The 19,575-nt window shown below is 63.6% G+C and carries 17 protein-coding genes; 5 read left to right on the forward strand and 12 right to left on the reverse strand.

The features are described from left to right. The 5 genes from peaD to AB1A62_RS11325 are packed head-to-tail and all read left to right on the forward strand — an operon-like array spanning nt 1 to nt 5,883. Nucleotides 1-1,080, forward strand: coding sequence for a quinohemoprotein amine dehydrogenase subunit beta (gene peaD, locus AB1A62_RS11305; protein WP_366661587.1), 1,080 nt, complete (start codon nt 1-3; stop codon nt 1,078-1,080). Next, nucleotides 1,077-2,819, forward strand: coding sequence for an ABC transporter ATP-binding protein (locus tag AB1A62_RS11310; RefSeq protein WP_366661588.1), 1,743 nt, complete (start codon nt 1,077-1,079; stop codon nt 2,817-2,819). Before peaD ends, AB1A62_RS11310 begins: the two co-directional genes overlap by 4 nt. Next, a complete protein-coding gene (locus AB1A62_RS11315; protein ID WP_366661589.1) occupies nt 2,816-3,472 on the forward strand; it encodes a S8 family serine peptidase in 657 nt (218 codons plus the stop codon). Before AB1A62_RS11310 ends, AB1A62_RS11315 begins: the two co-directional genes overlap by 4 nt. Further along, complete coding sequence (locus AB1A62_RS11320; protein ID WP_366661590.1) at nt 3,469-4,464, forward strand: helix-turn-helix domain-containing protein; 996 nt, start codon at nt 3,469-3,471, stop codon at nt 4,462-4,464. Before AB1A62_RS11315 ends, AB1A62_RS11320 begins: the two co-directional genes overlap by 4 nt. 15 nt (nt 4,465-4,479) lie before the next feature. Beyond that, nucleotides 4,480-5,883: an aldehyde dehydrogenase family protein gene (locus AB1A62_RS11325; RefSeq protein ID WP_366661591.1), complete on the forward strand. Its 1,404-nt coding sequence runs from the start codon at nt 4,480-4,482 to the stop codon at nt 5,881-5,883. A 343-nt stretch (nt 5,884-6,226) separates the two neighbouring features. Here the strand turns inward: AB1A62_RS11325 and AB1A62_RS11330 are convergent, their stop codons facing one another. From AB1A62_RS11330 to AB1A62_RS11385, 12 genes are all read right to left on the reverse strand, one after another. After that, the gene (locus tag AB1A62_RS11330; protein ID WP_366661592.1) at nt 6,227-8,638 is read right to left on the reverse strand and encodes a molybdopterin-dependent oxidoreductase; all 2,412 of its coding nucleotides are present in this window, start codon (nt 8,636-8,638) and stop codon (nt 6,227-6,229) included. Next, nucleotides 8,632-9,909 carry an NADH-quinone oxidoreductase subunit NuoF gene (nuoF, locus tag AB1A62_RS11335; RefSeq protein ID WP_366661593.1) on the reverse strand — a complete coding sequence of 426 codons (1,278 nt, stop codon included), beginning with the start codon at nt 9,907-9,909 and terminating at the stop codon, nt 8,632-8,634. The genes AB1A62_RS11330 and nuoF overlap by 7 nt, the downstream gene beginning before the upstream one ends. After that, complete coding sequence (locus tag AB1A62_RS11340) at nt 9,906-10,433, reverse strand: NAD(P)H-dependent oxidoreductase subunit E (protein ID WP_366661594.1); 528 nt, start codon at nt 10,431-10,433, stop codon at nt 9,906-9,908. Before AB1A62_RS11340 ends, nuoF begins: the two co-directional genes overlap by 4 nt. Next, complete coding sequence (gene nuoD / locus AB1A62_RS11345) at nt 10,430-11,647, reverse strand: NADH dehydrogenase (quinone) subunit D (protein ID WP_366661595.1); 1,218 nt, start codon at nt 11,645-11,647, stop codon at nt 10,430-10,432. Before nuoD ends, AB1A62_RS11340 begins: the two co-directional genes overlap by 4 nt. Further along, nucleotides 11,644-12,156: an NADH-quinone oxidoreductase subunit C gene (locus tag AB1A62_RS11350; protein WP_366661596.1), complete on the reverse strand. Its 513-nt coding sequence runs from the start codon at nt 12,154-12,156 to the stop codon at nt 11,644-11,646. The genes nuoD and AB1A62_RS11350 overlap by 4 nt, the downstream gene beginning before the upstream one ends. Beyond that, complete coding sequence (locus tag AB1A62_RS11355; protein ID WP_174149508.1) at nt 12,156-12,668, reverse strand: NADH-quinone oxidoreductase subunit B; 513 nt, start codon at nt 12,666-12,668, stop codon at nt 12,156-12,158. The genes AB1A62_RS11350 and AB1A62_RS11355 overlap by 1 nt, the downstream gene beginning before the upstream one ends. Further along, nucleotides 12,656-13,018, reverse strand: a complete 363-nt coding sequence (locus AB1A62_RS11360) for an NADH-quinone oxidoreductase subunit A (protein WP_174149507.1) — start codon at nt 13,016-13,018, stop codon at nt 12,656-12,658. Before AB1A62_RS11360 ends, AB1A62_RS11355 begins: the two co-directional genes overlap by 13 nt. 111 nt (nt 13,019-13,129) lie before the next feature. Further along, nucleotides 13,130-14,578: an NADH-quinone oxidoreductase subunit N gene (locus AB1A62_RS11365; protein ID WP_366661597.1), complete on the reverse strand. Its 1,449-nt coding sequence runs from the start codon at nt 14,576-14,578 to the stop codon at nt 13,130-13,132. A gap of 10 nt (nt 14,579-14,588) precedes the next feature. Next, nucleotides 14,589-16,067 (reverse strand): NADH-quinone oxidoreductase subunit M, encoded by a 1,479-nt coding sequence (locus AB1A62_RS11370; RefSeq protein WP_366661598.1) that lies wholly within the window; start codon nt 16,065-16,067, stop codon nt 14,589-14,591. Next, the gene (locus tag AB1A62_RS11375) at nt 16,064-17,836 is read right to left on the reverse strand and encodes a Na(+)/H(+) antiporter subunit D (RefSeq protein WP_366661599.1); all 1,773 of its coding nucleotides are present in this window, start codon (nt 17,834-17,836) and stop codon (nt 16,064-16,066) included. Before AB1A62_RS11375 ends, AB1A62_RS11370 begins: the two co-directional genes overlap by 4 nt. Then, the gene (locus AB1A62_RS11380) at nt 17,829-18,083 is read right to left on the reverse strand and encodes a hypothetical protein (RefSeq protein ID WP_366661600.1); all 255 of its coding nucleotides are present in this window, start codon (nt 18,081-18,083) and stop codon (nt 17,829-17,831) included. The genes AB1A62_RS11375 and AB1A62_RS11380 overlap by 8 nt, the downstream gene beginning before the upstream one ends. After that, complete coding sequence (locus AB1A62_RS11385) at nt 18,083-19,573, reverse strand: monovalent cation/H+ antiporter subunit D family protein (RefSeq protein WP_366661601.1); 1,491 nt, start codon at nt 19,571-19,573, stop codon at nt 18,083-18,085. Before AB1A62_RS11385 ends, AB1A62_RS11380 begins: the two co-directional genes overlap by 1 nt. Nucleotides 19,574-19,575 lie beyond the last annotated feature (2 nt).

The following is a 19,575-nucleotide window of genomic DNA, read 5'->3' on the forward strand; positions in this document are numbered from 1 at the left end:
ATGAAATCCGCGCTTTTTGCTGCTGCTGCGTTTTGCGCTTCAGCCTTGCCGCTGGCCGCTGGCGACCTTCTGGTGACGGTGGCCCGGCCCTCCAACCTCTACGTTTTTGATGCCACCGACCGCTCGGTCAAGGCCGACTGCGACTTGGGGGCGAATGTGACGCCCGGCGTCATTGCCATGTCGCCGGACAACCGCATTGCCTATGTGCTGCTGAACCATTGGCAGGACGTGGTCGGGGTTGATATCGAGACCTGCGAAAAGGTGTTCCATGCCGCCCAGTCCGAGGGTGACGTGACCCGCCGCTCGCTGGCGTCGCTGGCGGTGTCCAAGGACGGCAGCCAGATCTACACGGTGCGCAATCCGGTGCGCAAGAAGACCGACCGCTATGAGGTGATGCAGCCGGAGTTTGCCGTTTATGACGCTGGCGCCGGGCTGGAGGCCAAGCCTGCCGGGGTGTTCGAGGCACCGCGCCGCTCCACCCTGATGGCAAGCGACCGCAACGGCAATGTCTATGTCGCAGGGCACGAAATCTACCGGGTGGATCCCTCCAACGGCGAAACCGAGGTGGCGATTGCCAATGCCAGCTGGGACCGCCCCACCTACAGCCCGCCGGACGTGCTGGCGTTCTGGCCGACTGGCAGCCAGAACGACGAGATGCTGCTGATGTACACGGCGGCGGTGTTCACCGATGAAACCCAGCAGGAGCTGGCGGATTTTGTCTGGGGGTATCAGTCGGTTGACCTCACCACCGGGGAGACCGAGATCGCCGATTTCGCCTCCTTCGAGGTGCTGATGTTCTCCGCCGTGCGCAGCGCGACGGATCCCAAACACCTCTATGGCGTCTATACTCAGCTGTCCAAGCACGACCTGGAGACCAAGGAACTGGTCAAGCGGGTGGACCTGCCGCACACCTACTACGTCATCAACGTCTCCAGCGACGGGCGTGAGATCTATGTCGCGGGCACAAATGACGACATCGGTGTCTATGACAGCGAGACGCTGGAACGCGTGGGCGAGATCCGAATGCCTTCCGGCGGGGACATGTCGGTCTCCACCTTGCACGTCGTGCCGCAGGGATGAACGGGCCTGCGGCCAAACTCTCCTCCCAGCCGGGCGGCGGTGCTGCCGCCCGGGCCTGGGCGCGCCTGCCATCGCGTGCAGGTGCGGCGCTTTTCACGCCCGCCACTGCGGGGTGGCTGCTGCCCATGCTGCGCCCGCACCGGCGGCGGCTGGGGGTGCTCTTGCTGATCAGCTTTGCTGCCGCCGGGCTAGGCCTGCTGCCACCCTACATCAGCAAGCTGGTGATCGACCGCGGGCTGATGGCAGGGGATACGGCGCAGCTGGTGATCTGGTCGCTGGCGCTGTTTGGGATCGGCCTTGTGGCCACCGGCACCGGCGCGCTGAGCAGCATCCTGCACATGCGCGCCTCGGTCCGGATGCTGGCGCGGATGCGGCAGAGGCTGCTGTCGCGGCTGGCCGCCAAACCGGCGGGCTGGTTTGCCAGCCAGCGCGCGGGTGAGCTGCTGGCGCGGATTGATGGCGACGCGGCGGAGGTGCAGAAGTTTGCCTTCAACGCGGTGCTGGGCGGCTCCTCGGCGCTGATCCGGCTGATTGGCGGCTCGGCGATGCTGATGGTGCTGGACTGGCGGCTGGGCCTGCTGACGGCGCTGCTGGCGCCTGCGGAGCTGGCCTTTCTGATCTGGGCGCGGCCCCGGACCGAGCGCCACGCGGCGGCGGTGCGCGAGATGCAGGGGCGGTACTCCGCAGGGCTGTCGGAGACCCTGTTCGGCCTGCCCGCGCTTCAGGCCGCCCGCGGAACGGCATGGGCGCAGCGGCGCAGCCTGCGCGACCATGCCGGGCTGAGCCAGCGGCTGGTTGCGCAGAACCTCTGGGGCGAGTTCACCCGTGCTTTGCCCGTGCTGCTGTCGGCACTGACCCGGTCGGCGATCTTTCTGATCGGCGGACTGATGGTGATCCGCGGCGAGTGGCCGCTGGGCTCGCTGATCGCGTTTGCGGCCTACATGGGCTTCATGACCGGGCCGATGCAGTCGCTGCTGGGCTTGTGGCACGCGCAGGCGCGGGTCAAGGTTGCGGCGGCGCGGCTGGATGCGGTGATGCAGGTGGATGGCCCTGCGCGGGCGACCGGTTTTGCGCCTGCCGGGTATGCGTTGCGGCTGGAGGGCGTGTCTGTCTCCCGCGGGGCGGCGCCGCCGTTGGGGCCGCTGACCCTGAAGATCCCTGAGGGCAGCAAGGTGGCGCTGAGAGGGGCGAGCGGCGCGGGCAAAACCTCCTTGCTGGCGGTTCTGTGCGGGCGGGCGCAGCCCTTGGCAGGGCGTGTCACTTTGGGTGGCGCGGATCTGAGCCTGCTGGGCGGGGCTGGTTTGCCGGAGCGGATGGCCTATGCCGGGCAGCGGCCGTTTACCTTGCGGGCCAGCCTGCGGGAGAACCTGTTCCAGAGCCGCGCCTTCTGGGCTGATCCTGAGAAGGAAGCGCAGGTCTGGGCGCTGCTGGAGCTGTTTGGCCTGGCGGAGCGGTTCCGCGGGGCGGAGGGGCTGGACACTATACTGGGCGAGAGCGGGCTGTCCCTGTCAGGCGGCGAGCGGCAGCGGCTGTGCCTGTTGCGGGCGCTGTTGACGCCATTTGACATCCTGATCCTGGATGAGGCGCTGTCTGAGGTGGATCCGGCCACTGCGGCCCGAATCCTTGCCCATATCGACACGGCTTTCCCCGATGCCACCCGCATCCTGACCGCCCACGGCGGCGCGGCGGCGGGCGGGGGTTTCGACATCAAAATCGACCTAACGGAGGTCAACCCATGACCCGCGCACCGCTAATAGCGCTGATTGACGGGCCGCTGGCAGCGGACACCCCCGGCCTCGCCGCGCGAACAGATATCTGCGGGATACATCCGAGTGCCGCCGAAAGCCCGGCGGCGCTGCATGCTAGCCACATGGCGGCCGCTATCCGTGCCAATGCGCCGGAGGCGCAAGTCCTTGGGCTCAGCATCTTTCCGGGCCGCTTGTCCACCTCGCTCGCCATCGTGGCGGAGGCACTGCGCCAGGCAGCGGAGTCGGAGGCGGGGATCGTTCACTGCTCCTTCGGCCATGCGGAGGCCAGCCCGCTGCTGGCGGAGGCCGTGGCGGAAGTTGTGGCGGCGGGGAAGCTGCTGGTGGCTTCGGCCCCGGCACGCGGCGCGCCGGTTTTTCCGGCGGGGTGCGCAGGGGTTCTTTCGGTGCAGGGTGATGCCCGCTGCAGCGCTGGCCAGTGGTCGTTATTGAATCTGCCCACGGTGCGCTTCGGCGCCTGCCCGGGCAGTCCCGGCGCGCCGGTGCGGGGCGCCAGCTTGGCGGCGGCGTATTTCAGTGGGCTGCTGGCCCGGGCCTGCACGGGTGGCGGGGTTGAGGCGATGCTGCAAACCCCGTCCTTCACTGGCCGGGAACGTGTCGGGGCGGAAGGCCCGCAGGCTGCATGAACGGCTTTGACCATTGGAACAGCGCCCTGCGTGCCAGCTGCGGCCATTATTATGCGGCTCCCGACCGGACCGCCCGGGATTGGGCCGGAACCTTCAACATGCGCCAGCGCAGCGGCGTCGATGTGGCCGAGGTCCGCTGCCTGCCCGCCCGCATCGAGCGCACCCGCAAGGGCATCCTTCGCGACGATCAGGAGCATTTCTTTCTGCTGCGCCAAATGGAGGGCGAAACCGGCATCCTGCACGCGGGCCGCGAGACACTGCTGAGGCCCGGGGAGTTTCTGCTGCTCGATTCCACCCGCGCGGCGGAGCTGAGCATCAGTGGCGGGCCTGCCGCCTTTCTGTCGGCGCATCTGCCGCGGGCGCTGGTGCTGGAGCGGCGCCGGGAGATACCCGCGGCAGGCTGCAAGATCACCCCGGCGCATCCGCTGCACGCCAGCCTGTGCGGGCTGCTGGATGCGGATGGCACGGATGACGCCGCAGGCTATATCTATGACCTGGTGCCACTGGCCTTTGCCGGGGCCGGAGCGCACCCGGGAGCCGGTTGCCTTGGCAGCCGCAAGTACAGGTTCCGGCTGGTGCGCGAGACGCTGGATCTGCTGAGCACCGATCCAGGGCTGACAGTGGATACGCTGGCCGCGCGCACCGGGCTGTCGCGCCGCCAGTTGCAGCGCGAGTTTCAGGAAAACGGCACGACCTTCACCGACTGCCTGACCCGCACGCGGCTGGCCGCGGTGGCGGACAAGCTGCGCCATGCGGCGCGGCAGGGCGCCCGCGTGCAGATTGCCCAGGTCGCCTATGGCGCAGGGTTTGGCGACATCTCCCATTTCAACCGCAGCTTCCGCCAACGGTTCGGCTGCTCGCCGCGCGGTTTCTTGAGCACCTGCAACCACAACGGATTATTGGCGCAGGACGCAAACTCATTGGCGCCTGCCCCCAAGACCGCGCCGCCGGGCCGTGCTTGTCTTTTTCAATCAAACCCGGCTGACGGATAAACAGGGAGAACAGCAATGGACTATGGCATGCTGATCAACGGCGAACAGGTTTCGGCGGAGCGCATGATTGAGGTGATCAACCCGGCAACAGAGGAGGTGTTTGCCCGCGTGCCACATGCCTCCGAGGCGCAGATGAACGAAGCGGTAGCCGCAGCCAAATCCGCGCAGAAGGCCTGGGCGGACACCCCGATGGCCGAACGGCGAGCCAAGGTCGAGGCGCTGGCCGCCACCATTGGCGAGGAGGCGGATGAGCTGGCGCGGCTGATCACACTGGAGCAAGGCAAGCCGCTGCCCGAGGCGCAGGGCGAGGTTGCCTGGTCGCAAGGATACCTCGCGCATACCGCGACGCTGGAACTGCCGGACCGGGTGATCCAGGACGACGCCGAATTCCGCATCGAGACCCGGCACAAGCCCCTGGGTGTGGTGGCGGGCATCATCGCCTGGAATTTCCCGCTGCTCTTGTGCTGCTGGAAGATCGGGCCTGCGCTGATGGCGGGCAATGCCATTGTGCTGAAGCCCGCGCCCACCACCCCGGTTGCGGCGCTGAAGCTGGGGGAAATCTGCGCCCGGATCTTCCCGGCGGGTCTCGTGAACATCATCACCGATGCCAATGGCCTTGGTCCCAAGCTGACGGCGCATCCGGATGTGGCCAAGATCGGCTTTACCGGCTCGTCCGAGACCGGCAAGCGGATCATGGCGAGTGCGGCGGACACCATGAAGCGGGTGACGCTGGAGATGGGCGGCAACGACCCGGCGATCGTGCTGCCGGATGTGGACGTTAAGGCCGCTGCGGAAAAGGTCTACGGCGGGGCGTTCCTGAATGCCGGGCAGGTCTGCCTGGCGGTAAAGCGCGCCTATGTGCACAGTGATATCTATGAGGCGTTCTGCGGCGAGCTTGCCGCCCTTGCCGAACAGGCGGTGGTTGACGACGGCATGAAGCAAGGGACGACTATTGGCCCGATCCAGAACAAGGCGCAGTTCGAGAAAATAAAGGGGTTCCTGAAGGACGCTCGCGCCTGCGGGCAGATCATTGCCGGGGGCAGCGCCAAGGATGGTCCGGGCTATTTCGTGCCCCCCACCATCGTGCGCGACGTGACCGACGGGCAGAAGATCGTCGACGAGGAGCAGTTTGGCCCGGTGCTGCCGGTGATCCGCTTTGACGACATTGAAGACGTGATCGCCCGCGCCAATGCCTCCGACTACGGGCTGGGCGGGTCAGTGCATTCCGCCGATACCGCCAGGGCGACCGAGATCGCAGGGCGCATCGAATCCGGCACCATCTGGGTGAACCAGCAGCTGAACATAGGCCCGCATATCCCGATGGCCGGCTTCAAGGGCTCTGGCCTCGGCGTAGAGCAATCGGTCGAGGGGCTGGCGGAATACACCCAGATGCAGGTGATCAACGTCGCCCGCGGCTGATCCCCCCTGCACCCCCGCCGGGTTGCTGCCGCGGCAGCCCGGTCCTGGTGGGCCGAGTGATCTGGTCCCCTGCATCACCATCCCTGCGCTGCAGTAAGCCCTGCGCTGCAGTAAGCGATGGGTCAGCAATATCGCCGAGCGCCTGATGGGCTTTGCCGGAATCACGTCAATCCGCCCTTGGCTGTGCCAGTTGTCAACATGGCCCAAGAACATTTCAAGGATTGGAGTAAGGGCCTTTAACTGGCCCCCAACTCTACCGCTGCTCACAGCGGAGATGCAAAGGGCATGCCGCCACTTCGAATTTTACGCAGCCAGCTGCCATAACTTGAGGGCGCCCTAACACTCAATCTGTCAGAGATGATACTTCCACCGTCACCTTTGGCGGGTAGCCGGCATCTGCAAGCAGATTACTGCCGCCTTTCGCCAGAAAGCATTCCGGAATAAAAACAGTCTTATCGTCAAAAGCGGTGTTGATTTTCAGCGGTGCGGTAAAGCTCGCCCCCTTGCGCGAGATCCGTGCTGACAGCGCACCTGCGGCCTGATCATGGCCTTCTCCCGGATTCAACTCCACATAAGGTCCGCCGCTAAGCGAGGACAGACACTCCGAACGGGTTGACAGTTGGCCCGAGTGGAACAGGCCGTCGCCAGTAACAAGATAGCGTTCCTGTCCCAGGTTAACTTCGTCGGCAGGTAAGGGCGGCAAGGCAGGTGCCCGTACCGCCTCCGCAGAAATTTCAGGTGCCCCGTCCGCCGTGAACATCCCAAATCCCGGCACCTCCGCTGCAATCGCGGCCTGAACCGGTTCTACCGCAACCGGTTGCAGATCCTCACCCATGGCTTGGGCAATCTGACTGAACACCTGCCGCGGCACCGGTCCGGCATAGCCAGCGGTCTTGACCGCCTGCACCTGCTGCACCCGCCCTTCGTTGCTGGTGAAGGTACCGTCTTCCTCGCCATATGGCGGGGCGGGCAACAGCACGTCCGCCAGTTCCGCCGTGGCGTTCATATACGGCCCATGCACAACCAGGCAGCCGGTCCGCCACCCGCCCCGGTTCCCTGGTCCGCCGTCCGGCCAATTGCGGGCCGGATCCGCGCCCAGGACATACAGCAGCCCCGGTGCCTCATCCGCTGAGGCCGCGGCGCCCCCGCCAAGCCGCCAGCCCGGCAGTACACCCGTCAAGCAGCCCATATCCCACAGGCCCAGCTGATTGGGCCGGTCGAACAGGAACTGCAGCTGCACTGCCTTACCCTGGCCTGCGTAGTGGGCAACCGCATAGGCTATCCATTGAAGGGTTTCGGCAGCTGCGGCGGTGCGCAGGAATTCACACCCAACCAGCAGGGCAATACTTTCCGCGTCTGCCAAAACCGGTTCTGCGGCGGCTGCAAACCCGGCCATGGTGCGGTCCTCCATCTCCTGCCCGCCTGCCGTCAGCAGAGCCAGAAGTTGCGCCTCCCGGCCCGGCAGCAGACGCAGCTGAGCGGCCGCTATTCCGTCCAGGCCGCAAGGTCTGGAAGATGCCACCAGCAGCCGCCTGCCGGCGTCCGCCATCGCGGCGCGGATCAGATAGCCGCTAACCGGATTTTCATCGGTCACATTCGATCCCAGCACGAAAATGCAGTCCGCTTTCAGAAGGCTCTCCAACGGCCTGCGGGCCGCAAGCCCCCCCGCGGTCTGCGCCAGAGCCTCAATTGCCCCTTCAGCCTGCAAACCGCTGAAGCGGCTGCTGGAGCGAATATCCGGGGAGCTGAAGACCTGCCGCACCAGCCGCTGAAACATGAACGCAGTCTCATTGGTCTGCCGCGGAGAAATCTGACCTTGGATGCGGCCGCCCTGCTCCCGGGCTTCGCAGGCCTTTGCGGCGATGAGGCCGATTGCTTCGGCCCAGCTGGCCGACGCCAGGCTGCCGTTCTTTCTGATCATCGGCTCAAGGATACGGGTACCGCCGCCGATGGCGTCAAAACCGAACCGGCCCTTGGCACACAGCAGTTCGCCATTTATCCCGGTATCAAAGCGGCTTTTCACTCGTTTGAATTCACCGTCGCGTGTCTCCACCGTCATGCTGCAGCCGGTGCCGCACATGCTGCAGATTGTTTCGGTCTTCTGCATGTCCCACGGGCGCGCCTTGTAGCGGTAGGGGATGCTCATCAGCGCGCCCACCGGGCAGACCTCGATGCAGTTGCCGCAATGACTGCAGTCCTTCAGACTGTTGCCGGTGCCGGTGATTTCCGAATCCAGCCCGCGCTCGGCGGTGCCTAAGGCCACGTCACCGACGATTTCCTCGCACATGCGCACGCAGCGCTGGCACTGGATGCAGCGGTTAGCGTTGAAGACGATCACCTGATTAAGCTCAATGTCCCGCTCGCGGAACACCCGTTTCGGGTCGCGCAAGCGCGAGCTGCCGCGGCCGTATTCGAACACCGTATCCTGCAATTCGCATTCGCCGCCCTTGTCGCAGACCGGGCAGTCCAACGGGTGATTTGCGAGCAGGATCTCCAGCATGTCCCCGCGAGTCTCCACAACCCGGTCCGAGTGGCTGTGAACCACCATGCCTTCAGCCACGGCGGTGGCGCAGGAGGGCTCCAGCTTGCCGCGGCCCTCAATCTCAACCAGGCACATCCGGCAAGAGGCGGAGATCGACAGGCGTTCCTGATAGCAGAAGGTGGGGATTTCTACCGAAGCAGATCGCGCGGCCTGCAGGATTGTGGTGCCCGGCTCAACCTGCAGTTCGCGGCCATCCAGAGTGAACGTCACCATAGCCGCATCTCCTGCACCGGCTGTGCCTGCGCCGGGATCAGCGCCTCGAACTCATGCCGGAAATGCTTGAGCGCCGCTCCCAAGGACCAGGCAGCACCATCGCCAAGCGCGCAAAAGGATTTGCCAAAAATGCTGCCGCAAAGCATTTCAAGCTGCTCCACATCGCCGGGCGAGCCCTCGCCGACCTCAATCCGGCGCAGGATCTTGGCGGCCCAAGTCAACCCTTCACGGCAGGGGGTGCATTTTCCGCAGCTTTCATGACTGAAAAACTCTGTAATGCGCCGCGCCACGCGCGGGATTGACGCACTCTCATCCAGGCCGATCACCCCGGCAGACCCCAGCATACTGCCTGCCTCCGCCAAGGAGCTGAAGTCCATCTTCACATCGAAACCGTTCTCCGGGAACATTGGCGCAGACACGCCGCCCGGGATCGCTGCCTTGAAGCGGCCGCTGAGCGCGCCGCCGCCATAGACCTCCAGCATCTCGCCCAGAGGCAACCCCATCGGCGCTTCATAGACGCCGGGTTTCTTCACATGGCCGCTGAAGCAGAATAGCTTGGGCCCCGGCCCGTCTTTAGGCCCCATCGAGGTGAACCACTCCACCCCGCGGCGGAACAGATGCGGCAGGCAGGCCAGCGTTTCCACGTTATTGACCACCGTCGGGCACTCGTAGAGGCCCGCTACCGCCGGGAACGGTGGCTTCAGTTTCGGCTGACCGCGCTTGCCCTCGATCGATTCCAAGAGCGCGGTTTCCTCACCGCAGATGTAGGCGCCGGCCCCCTTATGGATGTGAATGTCCAGATCAAAGCCGCTGCCAAGGATATCCTTGCCGAGATAACCCTTGGCATAGGCTTCGGCGATGGCTTGTTCGCATCGCCGGATCGAGAGCCCGTATTCGCCGCGAATGTATAGATAGGCAGTGTTGGCCCCGATGGCATAAGCGGCGATGATTATGCCCTCTATCAGCTGGTGCGGGTCACGTTCCATCAGGATCCGGTCTTTGAAGGTGCCTGGCTCACCCTCGTCCGCGTTGCAGCACAGGTAATGCGGCTTGCCGCTGTCCTTGGGCACAAAGCTCCATTTCAGGCCGGTGGGAAACCCCGCCCCGCCGCGTCCACGCAGGCTGGAGGATTTCACGGCCTCGACCACCTGATCCGGCGCATAACCGCGCAGCACAATCCGCAGGCCCTCGTAACCGCCAGTGGTTTCATAGACGGCCACCTCCGGCGCCTCCGGGTTCTGAATGCTACGAAGAAGGACCAGGTCGCTCATGCCGCGCCCTCCTCTGCCGACGGCTCCTGCGCTTCCCGTTTGAGGGCCGCCAGCAGGGCCTCCAATTTGGCCGGAGTGATGTCTTCGATGTAGTCCTCGTTGACCATCAGCACCGGCGCCTTGTCACAGGCGCCCAGGCATTCCACGCCGCTCAGGCTGAACAGCCCGTCGGCGGTGGTGCCGCCATCCTGCACCGCCAGATGGCGCTGCAGCTCTAGCAGCATCTCCTCCGCCCCACGCAGCATGCAGGAGATGTTGGTGCAAAGGCGCAGGTGATAGCGCCCTGGCTCCGCCCGGTTGAACAGCGTGTAGAAACTCGCCACTTCAAACACCCAGATTTCCGGGACATCCAGCAACTCAGCAATGGCCTGATAGGTTGTGCCATCGACGCTCCCGAATTTCGTTTGGGCGAGCTCAAGCGCGGGCATGATCGCGCTGCGGTTTGCGGGATAGCGCGCCGCGGCTTCCTGCACTTGGGCAGCGAGCGCGGTTTTGATCCCGGCAACGGTGCGGTCATCGCTCATTTGTCGACCTCCCCCATCACCGGATCCAGGCTGCCGAGCATGGCAATCACATCAGCCAGGTATTTCACGTTGGTGGTGCGTTCGGTCAGGGCCTGCAGGTTGACAAAAGAAGGCGAGCGCACCTTCAGCCGGAAGGGTTTTTCGCTGCCGTCGGAGATCAGGTAATAACCCAGTTCGCCTTTCGGCGCCTCGATCGCGGCGTAGACCTCGCCCTTCGGGACTTTGAAGCCATAGGCGGCCAATTCGAAGTGATGGATATGGGTTTCCATCGAATGGGCCAGCAGATCCTTGTCGACCGGAAAGGCGATTTTCGGATCATCAACCAGGAAATCGCCCTTAGGCATCTGCTTAACGCATTGCCGGATCATCCGCAGGCTTTCGCGCATCTCGTCCAACCGGCATTTCCAGCGGTCGTAACAATCGCCGTCCTTGCGGGTGATCACGTTGAACTCCAGCCGGTCGTAAATTTCATAAGGCGCATCGCGGCGCAGGTCCCAATCCACGCCGGAGGCGCGCAGGTTGGGTCCGGTCAGGCCGAGGGCAATGGCATCCCCGGCGGCGATATTGCCAATGTTCTCCACCCGGGCGAGGAAAATCCGGTTGTTCTTCAGCAGGGTTTCATAATCTGAAATCCGGTCCGCGAAGATGTCACAGAACTCCAGGATCCGCGCCTCACAGCCCTCCGGCAGGTCCTCGCGGACGCCGCCGACGCGGACAAAAGACGTGTGCATCCGAACCCCGCTGATCATCTCCATCAGGTCCAGCACCATTTCCCGGTCGCGCATTGTGTACAGAAGCGAGGTCATCGCGCCGACATCCATCGGCAGCGCGCCGGTGATCAGCAGATGGCCGGAAATGCGCGCGAGTTCAGCCATGATCACCCGGATATACTGGGCGCGGATGGGCGCCTCGATCCCCAGCAGCGCCTCCACCGCCAGCGCATAGCCAAGGTTGTTCGACGGCGGGCAGAGGTAGTCCAGCCGGTCAGTCAGCGGGAAAATCTGGGTGTAGGTGAAGCTTTCGAACAGCTTTTCCGTGCCCCGGTGCAAGAGGCCGATATGCGGTTCGATCCGCTCGACAATCTCGCCGTCCATCTGCAGCAGCAGCCGCAGCACGCCGTGGGTGCTGGGGTGCTGCGGGCCAAGGTTCATCAAGACCTCACGGGCATAGCCGCTGCCTGTTTTGGTTTCCTGCAGGGTGGTGACTTCGGTCATGCCCCGCCTCCGACGTCACGCCGGGTTGCCCCCAGTGGGTTGTAGTTGTCCTTGTACCCGCGCAGCGGAAAATCCCGCCGCATCGGGAAACCGTCGAATTCGTCCCACATGTAAAGCCTCCGCAGGTCGGGGTGCCCGTCAAAGGTGATGCCGTACATGTCGTAGGCTTCCCGCTCATGCCAGTTCGCGGTGGTCCAGACCGGAGTGATGGTCGGAGCTGCTGGCGGGTCGAAAAGGCGGCATTTCAGCCGCAGGCGCCAATGGTTGGGAATGGACACCAGGTGATAGACCAGCATGAAGCGCGGGGTCTCGGGGTGGAAATCCAAGCCGCAGATATCGGAGAGAAAATTGAACTGCAGCTCTGCATCGTCCCGCAGGAACAGACACAGCTCCACCAGGTCGTCGGGCGGCACGAACAGGCACGGCATGTCGGTGGCGGTTTCATCCAGCTCCACTTTGCCGCCGAACCGCTCCAGCACCTTTGCCAGGGGAACCTCTGCGGCCATCATCACGCCCCTTCCGGAGACGGCAGCGTTTCCGGCTCTTCCGCGCGTAGCACCCGCGTTCCGGTGATCTTGTCCTGCAGCTGCAGGAAGCCGTGCAGCAGCGCCTCCGGGCGCGGCGGGCACCCGGCCACGTGAATGTCCACCGGAATGATGCAGTCGACACCCTGCACCACCGCATAGGTGTTGTAGACCCCGCCCGAGATGGCGCAGGTGCCCATGGCGATGACATAGCGCGGCTCGGCCATCTGATCGTACAAGCGGCGGACAATCGGCGCCATTTTCCGGGTCACCGTACCGGCCACGATCATCACGTCGGACTGCCGCGGCGAGGGCCGGAACACCACTCCGAAACGGTCCAGATCATAGCGCGAGCAGCCTGCCGAGATCATTTCTATCGCGCAGCAAGCAATGCCAAAGGTCTGGGGCCAAAGCGACGACTTGCGGCTCCAGTTGATGATGTTGTCCGAGGTCGTGAAGAACACACTGTCTTGGAAACGGTTGGTCAGGACACCCATTCCAGAGCTCCTTTTATCCAGGCATAGGCAAAGCCGACCAGCAGCAGCATTATGAACACGAACATCTCGATATAGCCGAACAGTCCAAGGTCGGTGAGGACCACTGCCCAGGGGAACAGGAACATGGTCTCGACGTCGAACACGACAAAGAGAATTGCGATCACGAAATACTGAACTTTGAACAGCCCCCCTGACGCCTCGCCGACATGATCAACGCCGCATTCGTAGGGGCGGTTCTTTTCCGGGTAAGGATTGGCCGGCCGGATCAGCCGCGACAGAGTCAGGATGAAGACCGAAAGTGCGACCACCACGGCAACCATCAGAAACACAGGAAGAAAATCGATAGGCATTGCTGTTTTTCCTTGTGGTTTGACCCTGTCCTCTCCTCCTCTGGCCTAGTGAGCGCGCGGCACCCGTTCAGCTGTGCCATTCATGCAACAATAGTACACCAAAGGGCCTTATCAACCAAGGCCAGCCGCCGCGGCCGCCTGCGCCGCGCCCAGGAACCAGGCCGGAAGGACACCGGTCAGAAGGGTGCCGGCAAGGGCTATCAGCAGCACCAGTTGCATCGCCGGGGATATCCGGATTTTCGCCGGTTCCTCAGCCTCCTGCATGTACATGAGCATGATGATGCGCAGGTAGAACCATGCCGCCACTGCGCTGAACAGCACCGCTATCACCGCCAGCTCCGCATTGCCCGCCTCGATCAGCGCCATCAGCACATAGAATTTGGCAAAAAAGCCACCCGTAGGCGGAATGCCTGCCAACGAAAACAGAAACACCAGCGCCATCGCCGCCAGCCCGGCATGGCTGCGCGCCAGCCCGGCAAAGGCTGAGATCGGCTCCCCCAGTTCCGCGCCCTTGTTCAGCAGAATGACGACCGCAAACAGTCCTAGCGTCATGAAGGTGTAAATCAGAAGATACAGCATCACGCTGGTCAGGCCGCCGGTGCCGCCGGCAATCAGCCCCAGCATCAGGAACCCCGCGTGCGCAACCGCGGAGTAGGCCAGCATCCGCTTTATGTTGTCTTGCACCAGCGCGGCAAGGCTGCCGGTGGCCATGGTCAGCACCGCAACTACCGCCACGCTGGATCGCCAGACCGGATCGAGCACTACCAGATCCAGCATCAGAATGCGCAGCACCACGGCAAAAGCCGCCGCCTTGCCCACCGCCGCCATGAAACCGGTGATGGGCGACGGCGCGCCTTCGTAGATGTCCGGCACCCACATGTGGAACGGCACAGCGCCGATCTTGAACAAAAGCCCGATTACCAGGAACAGGGTCGCCAGCACCAGCAGCGGGCTGGACGTTCCTCCGGGCGCAAGCGCCGCCTGCAGGGCCTGCAGCTGAGTGGCGCCAGCGAGGCCATAGAACAGCGACAGGCCGAACAGCAAAAGCCCCGAAGAAAAGGCGCCCAGGATGACGTATTTCAGAGCTGCCTCATTGGACCGGCCATGTGTCTTCAGGAACCCCACCAGCACGTAGACAGACAGCGCTTGCAGCTCCAGCCCGACATAGATGATCACCAGGTCGGTGCCCGACACCATGATCATCGCGCCCGCCAGCGCACACAGCAGCAGGGCATAATATTCGCCCTTCACCGCCTTTTCCGTGGCCAGATACCCGCCAGACATCAGAACCGTGAGCGCCGTTCCCAGATAGAGAACCATCTTGAAATACGTGGAAAACGGATCGACCGCAAACATGCCGGAGTAAACCGTCTGAGGCGTGCCGACCAGCCCAAAGCTCATGCCTGCCGCCAGGCCGATCATCAGCAGGCTCAGCCCGGCCAGCAGCCTGCGGTTCGGGCGTGGCAGCAGCGACAGCATCAACACGGTGCAGGCCGCCAGAATTATGATGATCTCAGGGCCGGAAGCCAGCACTGAGGCGGTGACCGATGTCATCTCCATGCCGCCCTCCTCATTGCACCGCCCCTGCTGGTGCAAGCTGGGTCATCAGATGGTCCAATGACGGCTCCAGGATGGTGAGGAAAGGCTTTGGATAAAGGCCAAACCAGAAAACGAACAGCAAGAGCGGCGCTGCGCAGGCCAACTCGCGGCGGCACATGTCCTGCATCACCGATCCTTCCGGCACTTTGACCGGGCCTAGCAGAAACTGCCGGTACAGCCCCAGCAAATAGGCCGCGCCGATCAGCGCCCCCAGAACACCGGCCGTCCCGGCCCAGCCGCTGACCCCAAAGGTGCCCGCCAGCACCAGGATCTCGCCGATGAACCCATTGGTGCCGGGCACCGCCATCGAGGCCAGCAGGAAGGCGGCAAACAGAACCCCGAACAGCGGCACCGCCTTGATCATGCCGCCATAGGCGGCGATCTCGCGAGAATGGGTCCGCTCGTAGATCAGCCCGACAAACAGGAACAGCGCGCCGGTGGTGATGCCGTGATTGAACATCTGGATCACCGCGCCCGACATGCCGTTCACCTCGAAGGTGAACAGCCCGAGCGTGACAAACCCCATATGGCTGACGCTGGAATAAGCGATCAGCTTCTTGATGTCGCTCTGCGCCAGCGCCAGGAGCCCGCCGTAAACAATCGCAGCCGCCGACAGGGTAATCATCAGCGGCGCCAGGTATTGCGAGGCATCCGGCAGCATCGGCAGCGAGAAGCGCAGGAAGCCGTAGGCGCCCATTTTCAGCAGCACGCCGGCCAGGATGATGCTGCCTGCCGTTGGCGCCTGCACATGGGCATCCGGCAGCCAGGTATGCACAGGCACCATCGGGACCTTGACCGCGAAGGCGACCAGGAAGGCCAGGAACACCCAGACCTGCAACCGAAACGGATACTCCACCGCCATCAGCGCCAGCATGTCAAAGGTCCGCCCGCCGGCAAAATAAAGCGCCAGCAGGCCGACCAGGAACAACAGGCTGCCCGCCAGCGTGTAGAGAAAGAACTTGAGCGCCGCATAAACCCGGCTGCCGCCGCCCCAGATGCCGATGATCAAATACATCGGCACCAGCATCACCTCCCACAGCACATAGAACAGCACCAGATCGAGGGCGCAGAAGACGCCGACCATCATCGCCTGAATGGCCAGGAGGCAGGTCATGAATTCCTTGACTCGCTCGGCAATCGCACGCCAGGAGGCCAGCACGCAGATCCAGCCCAGCAGCGTGGTCAGCAGCACGAACCAAACGCTGATGCCGTCGATGCCAAGCCGGTAGCCCATGTTCAGCGCGGGCACCCAGATACGGGTCTCGCGGAACTGCATCTCCGCCGAGGCCGGATCAAAGACGGCCAGGATCCAGACCGCCAGCAGGAAATCTGCGAGCAACACCAGAAGGGTGAACCAGCGCACGGCATCCCTGCTGCGCAGGAACGGCACCGCAACTGCCCCCGCTGCGGGCAGCAGGATCAGGATGCTGAGTACAGGCAGGCCGCTCATCGCGCACCTATCCCGGCGATCAGCGGCAGCCCGAGCACCGCAATCAGCCCGGCAATGATCCAGAAGGCGTAATGCGACACCACGCCGGTCTGCATCCTGCGCAGCACCAGCCCGCCCTGGCGGGCGGTTTCAGCCACGCCATTGACCAGCGCGTCCACCACCCGGATGTCCGCCATCAGGCTCAGCCGCGACAGCCGGTGCATCAGCCGCAGCCCGGCACCGTCGCCCAGGGTGATCAGCATCTGCTCCCAGATCTGCACCGGCCCCTTGGCCAGCCGCATGAACAGAGCTGCCCCACGCCGATAAACCCAGTCGGTGTCCAGGCTGATGGTGTCCTCCGGATCCAGATGTTTCAGCAGCAGCACAAAGGCCAGGAGGGTGAACATCAGGATCCCCAGGCTCTCGGTCACATGCACGCCCGTGTAGGGCTGGTAGTCCACCGGATAGGGCAGCAAGGCATAAAGCATCTGCGGAAAAACCCCGATGCCAATGCAGAAGGCTGCGGCGATACCCATCGCCAGCAGCATGTTCAGCGGCGGCTCCGGCGGCCGCAGCCCGCTGTCTTTTCCGAAGAACATGTAATAGGGCAGCTTCAGCCCGGTGTGCAGGAAAGTGCCGGAGGAGGCCACGGTCAGCAGCAGCGCCGCGGCGGCCCGGTGATCCCCCGCCGCCGCGGAGACCACCATGGATTTGCTGACAAACCCGCTGAACAGGGGGAAGGCCGAGATGGCAAAAGCGCCGATCATGTACAAAACGACGGTCAGCGGCATCGTCCGGTACAGCCCGCCCAGCTCGGTCAGCTTGCGCCGCCCGGCCATCATGATCACGGCTCCGGCCCCCATGAACAAAAGCCCCTTGTAAAGGATGTGGGCAAAGGCATGGCTGGCGGCCCCGTTCAGCGCCATCTCGGTGCCGATCCCGACGCCGGCCACCATGTAGCCCACCTGGCTGACGATGTGATAGGCCAAGAGGCGGCGGCAGTCGTTCTCCAGCACCGCAAACACCACACCATAAAGCGCCATGGCAACACCAAGGCCCACCAGGATCTCCGCTCCCGGGTAGTTGCGGATCAGCACGTAAACCGCGGTTTTGGTGGTGAAGGCGCTGAGGAACACCGCGCCGGTCACGGTGGCTTCTGGGTAGGCATCGGTCAGCCAGGCATTGAGCGGCGGCACGGCCGCATTGATCAGGAAGGAGATCAGGATCAGCCAGTAGGCCAAGCCCCCCTGCCCTGCGTCCAACGGCCCCACCAGCCAGGACCCGGTCTGCAGTCCGTGCAAGACAATGCCGCCGAACAGAAGCACCCCGCCCGCCACATGAACCAGCAGATAGCGGAACCCCGCCGCCACCGCTTTGGCATTGCGGGAGGCAAAGATCAGATATGCGGAGGCAAATGCCATCACCTCCCAGCCGATCAGCAGCGTCAGCCAGTCGCCGGCAAAGACCACCCCAAAGGCGCTGCCCGCATATAGAAAGGCCGCCACACGCTGGCCGGTGCCCTCGGTATGCCAGGCATAAAGGTTGCCGATCACCGACATGATGGCAAAGACCCAGGCAAAGACCAGCGACAGCCTGTCCGCCTGGAACATCACTAACTCAACTCCGGCGAAAGCGATTTCGCCGGACGTGCTTGGCACCATCTGTGAGACGCTGTAAAGGACCAGTAGCGGCACGAGCAGCGACAGCAACTTTTGCCCGGCACCGCGTGTGAGCGGCGGCAGAAGTGCGCCCAGAAGCATCAGCAACGCGGGGTGCATCCACTCAGTCATAGTAGTCCTCGCCCTGCATGATGCGGCCTTTGTGGCCGATGAACTTGCTGACGAAGATGATGGCTACGCAGCTGGCAAAGCCGAACACAGCGCCCCAGCCGGGGATTGCGTCCCAAAAGTGTTCCGTGTGGTGGCGTGGCACCAGCAGATCAATGATCAGGATCAGCGCCAGCGCCGCCGCCAGAAGCCGCCAGCGCAGTTTCCGGTAACGCGCCTCGCCAAAAAAATTCACCAGGCGCCCGATCATCACAGTCCCGCCCCGCGCATTACAAGCTGTGCCAGAGAAACAAAAAAGCCCGGGTTCAGACCAAGTGCCAGCGACAGCGCCGCGGTGATCATTAACGGTACCGCCACCATCGGACTCTCGCGCACTTCCTGCATTGCCACCAGACCCGGGGCGCCGGGCTTTTCGGGCTCAAAAAACGCAGTGTAGGTGACGGGCAAGAAATAGGCGGCGTTCAACAGCGCACTGAAAAGGAGGACCACCAGGAAAACCACCTCCTGGCCCCCGGCGGATCCCAGAACCAGATACCATTTGCTGACAAACCCACCGGAGGGCGGAATACCGATCATGCTCAGGGACCCTATGAAAAACGCTGCCATGGTCCAGGGCAGCCGCCGCCCGATGCCTGCCAGATCGCTGATCTTGCGCCGGTGCGAGGCGCAGTAGATCGACCCGGCACAGAAGAACAGCGTGATCTTGGAAAACGCATGGGCGGCGATATGGGTGATGCCGCCAATTGCTGCCATCGGCGTCAGCAGCACCGCCCCCAAGATGATATAGGAAAGCTGGCTCACCGTGGAATACGCCAGCCGCGCCTTCAGGTCGTCGCGGGTCAGCGCATAGATGGAGGCCATCACAATGGTGAAGGAGACCAGATAGGCGGTGGCGATGCCCAACCCCAGGCTGCCCATCAGTTCCACGCCCATCACGTGGAAGATCACCCGCAGCATGCAGAACACACCCATTTTCACAACCGCCACCGCATGCAGCAGAGCGCTGACCGGGGTGGGGGCAACCATTGCTGCGGGCAACCAGGCATGAAACGGCATCACTGCCGCCTTGGCGAAGCCAGCGAGGTAGCAAAGATAGACAACGCTCAGCAGCCAGCCTTCCGCCCCGGAAGCGGCCAGCAGCCCCCGCGGCATGAAATCCAATGATCCGGCCAGTTGATAGGTCAGCGCCAGCGCCGCCAGCAGAAACGACTTCGAGGCGCCGATCAGATACACCACATATCGGCGGCTGCCGGCCCAGCTCTCCTCGTCCTCCTTGTGATAGACCAGCGGGTAAGTGACCAGGCTCAGCACTTCGTAGAAGATGACCAGCGTGAACAGGTTGGCAGCAAAGGCGCCGCCCACTGCCGCCGACAGAGAGACAGCAAAGGCGGCAAAGAACCGGGTCTGCGCGTGCTCGTTAAGGCTGCGCATATAACCGATCGAATAGAGCGCTGCGAAAATCCATAGCAGGCTGGACACGGTGGCGAACACCATCCCCAGTGCGTCCGCTCTGAAGGCAAAATCCACCCCCGGCAGGATTTCAAACAGGCTGAGCTCCAGCGTGCCGCCTGCCAGCACCAGCGGCGCCAACGAAATCACGATCAGGAACTTCAACACTGCTGCGGCCACCGATATCGCATCCCGCAGGTTGGGACGCTGGTGCAGCCACAGGATCAGCGCTGCCGCCGCCAGGCTAACGGCAATGGCCAGAACCGGCCGGATGGACAGAAGAAACTCCACCG

The organism is Leisingera sp. JC11 (assembly GCF_040704725.1).
Lineage (GTDB): Bacteria > Pseudomonadota > Alphaproteobacteria > Rhodobacterales > Rhodobacteraceae > Leisingera.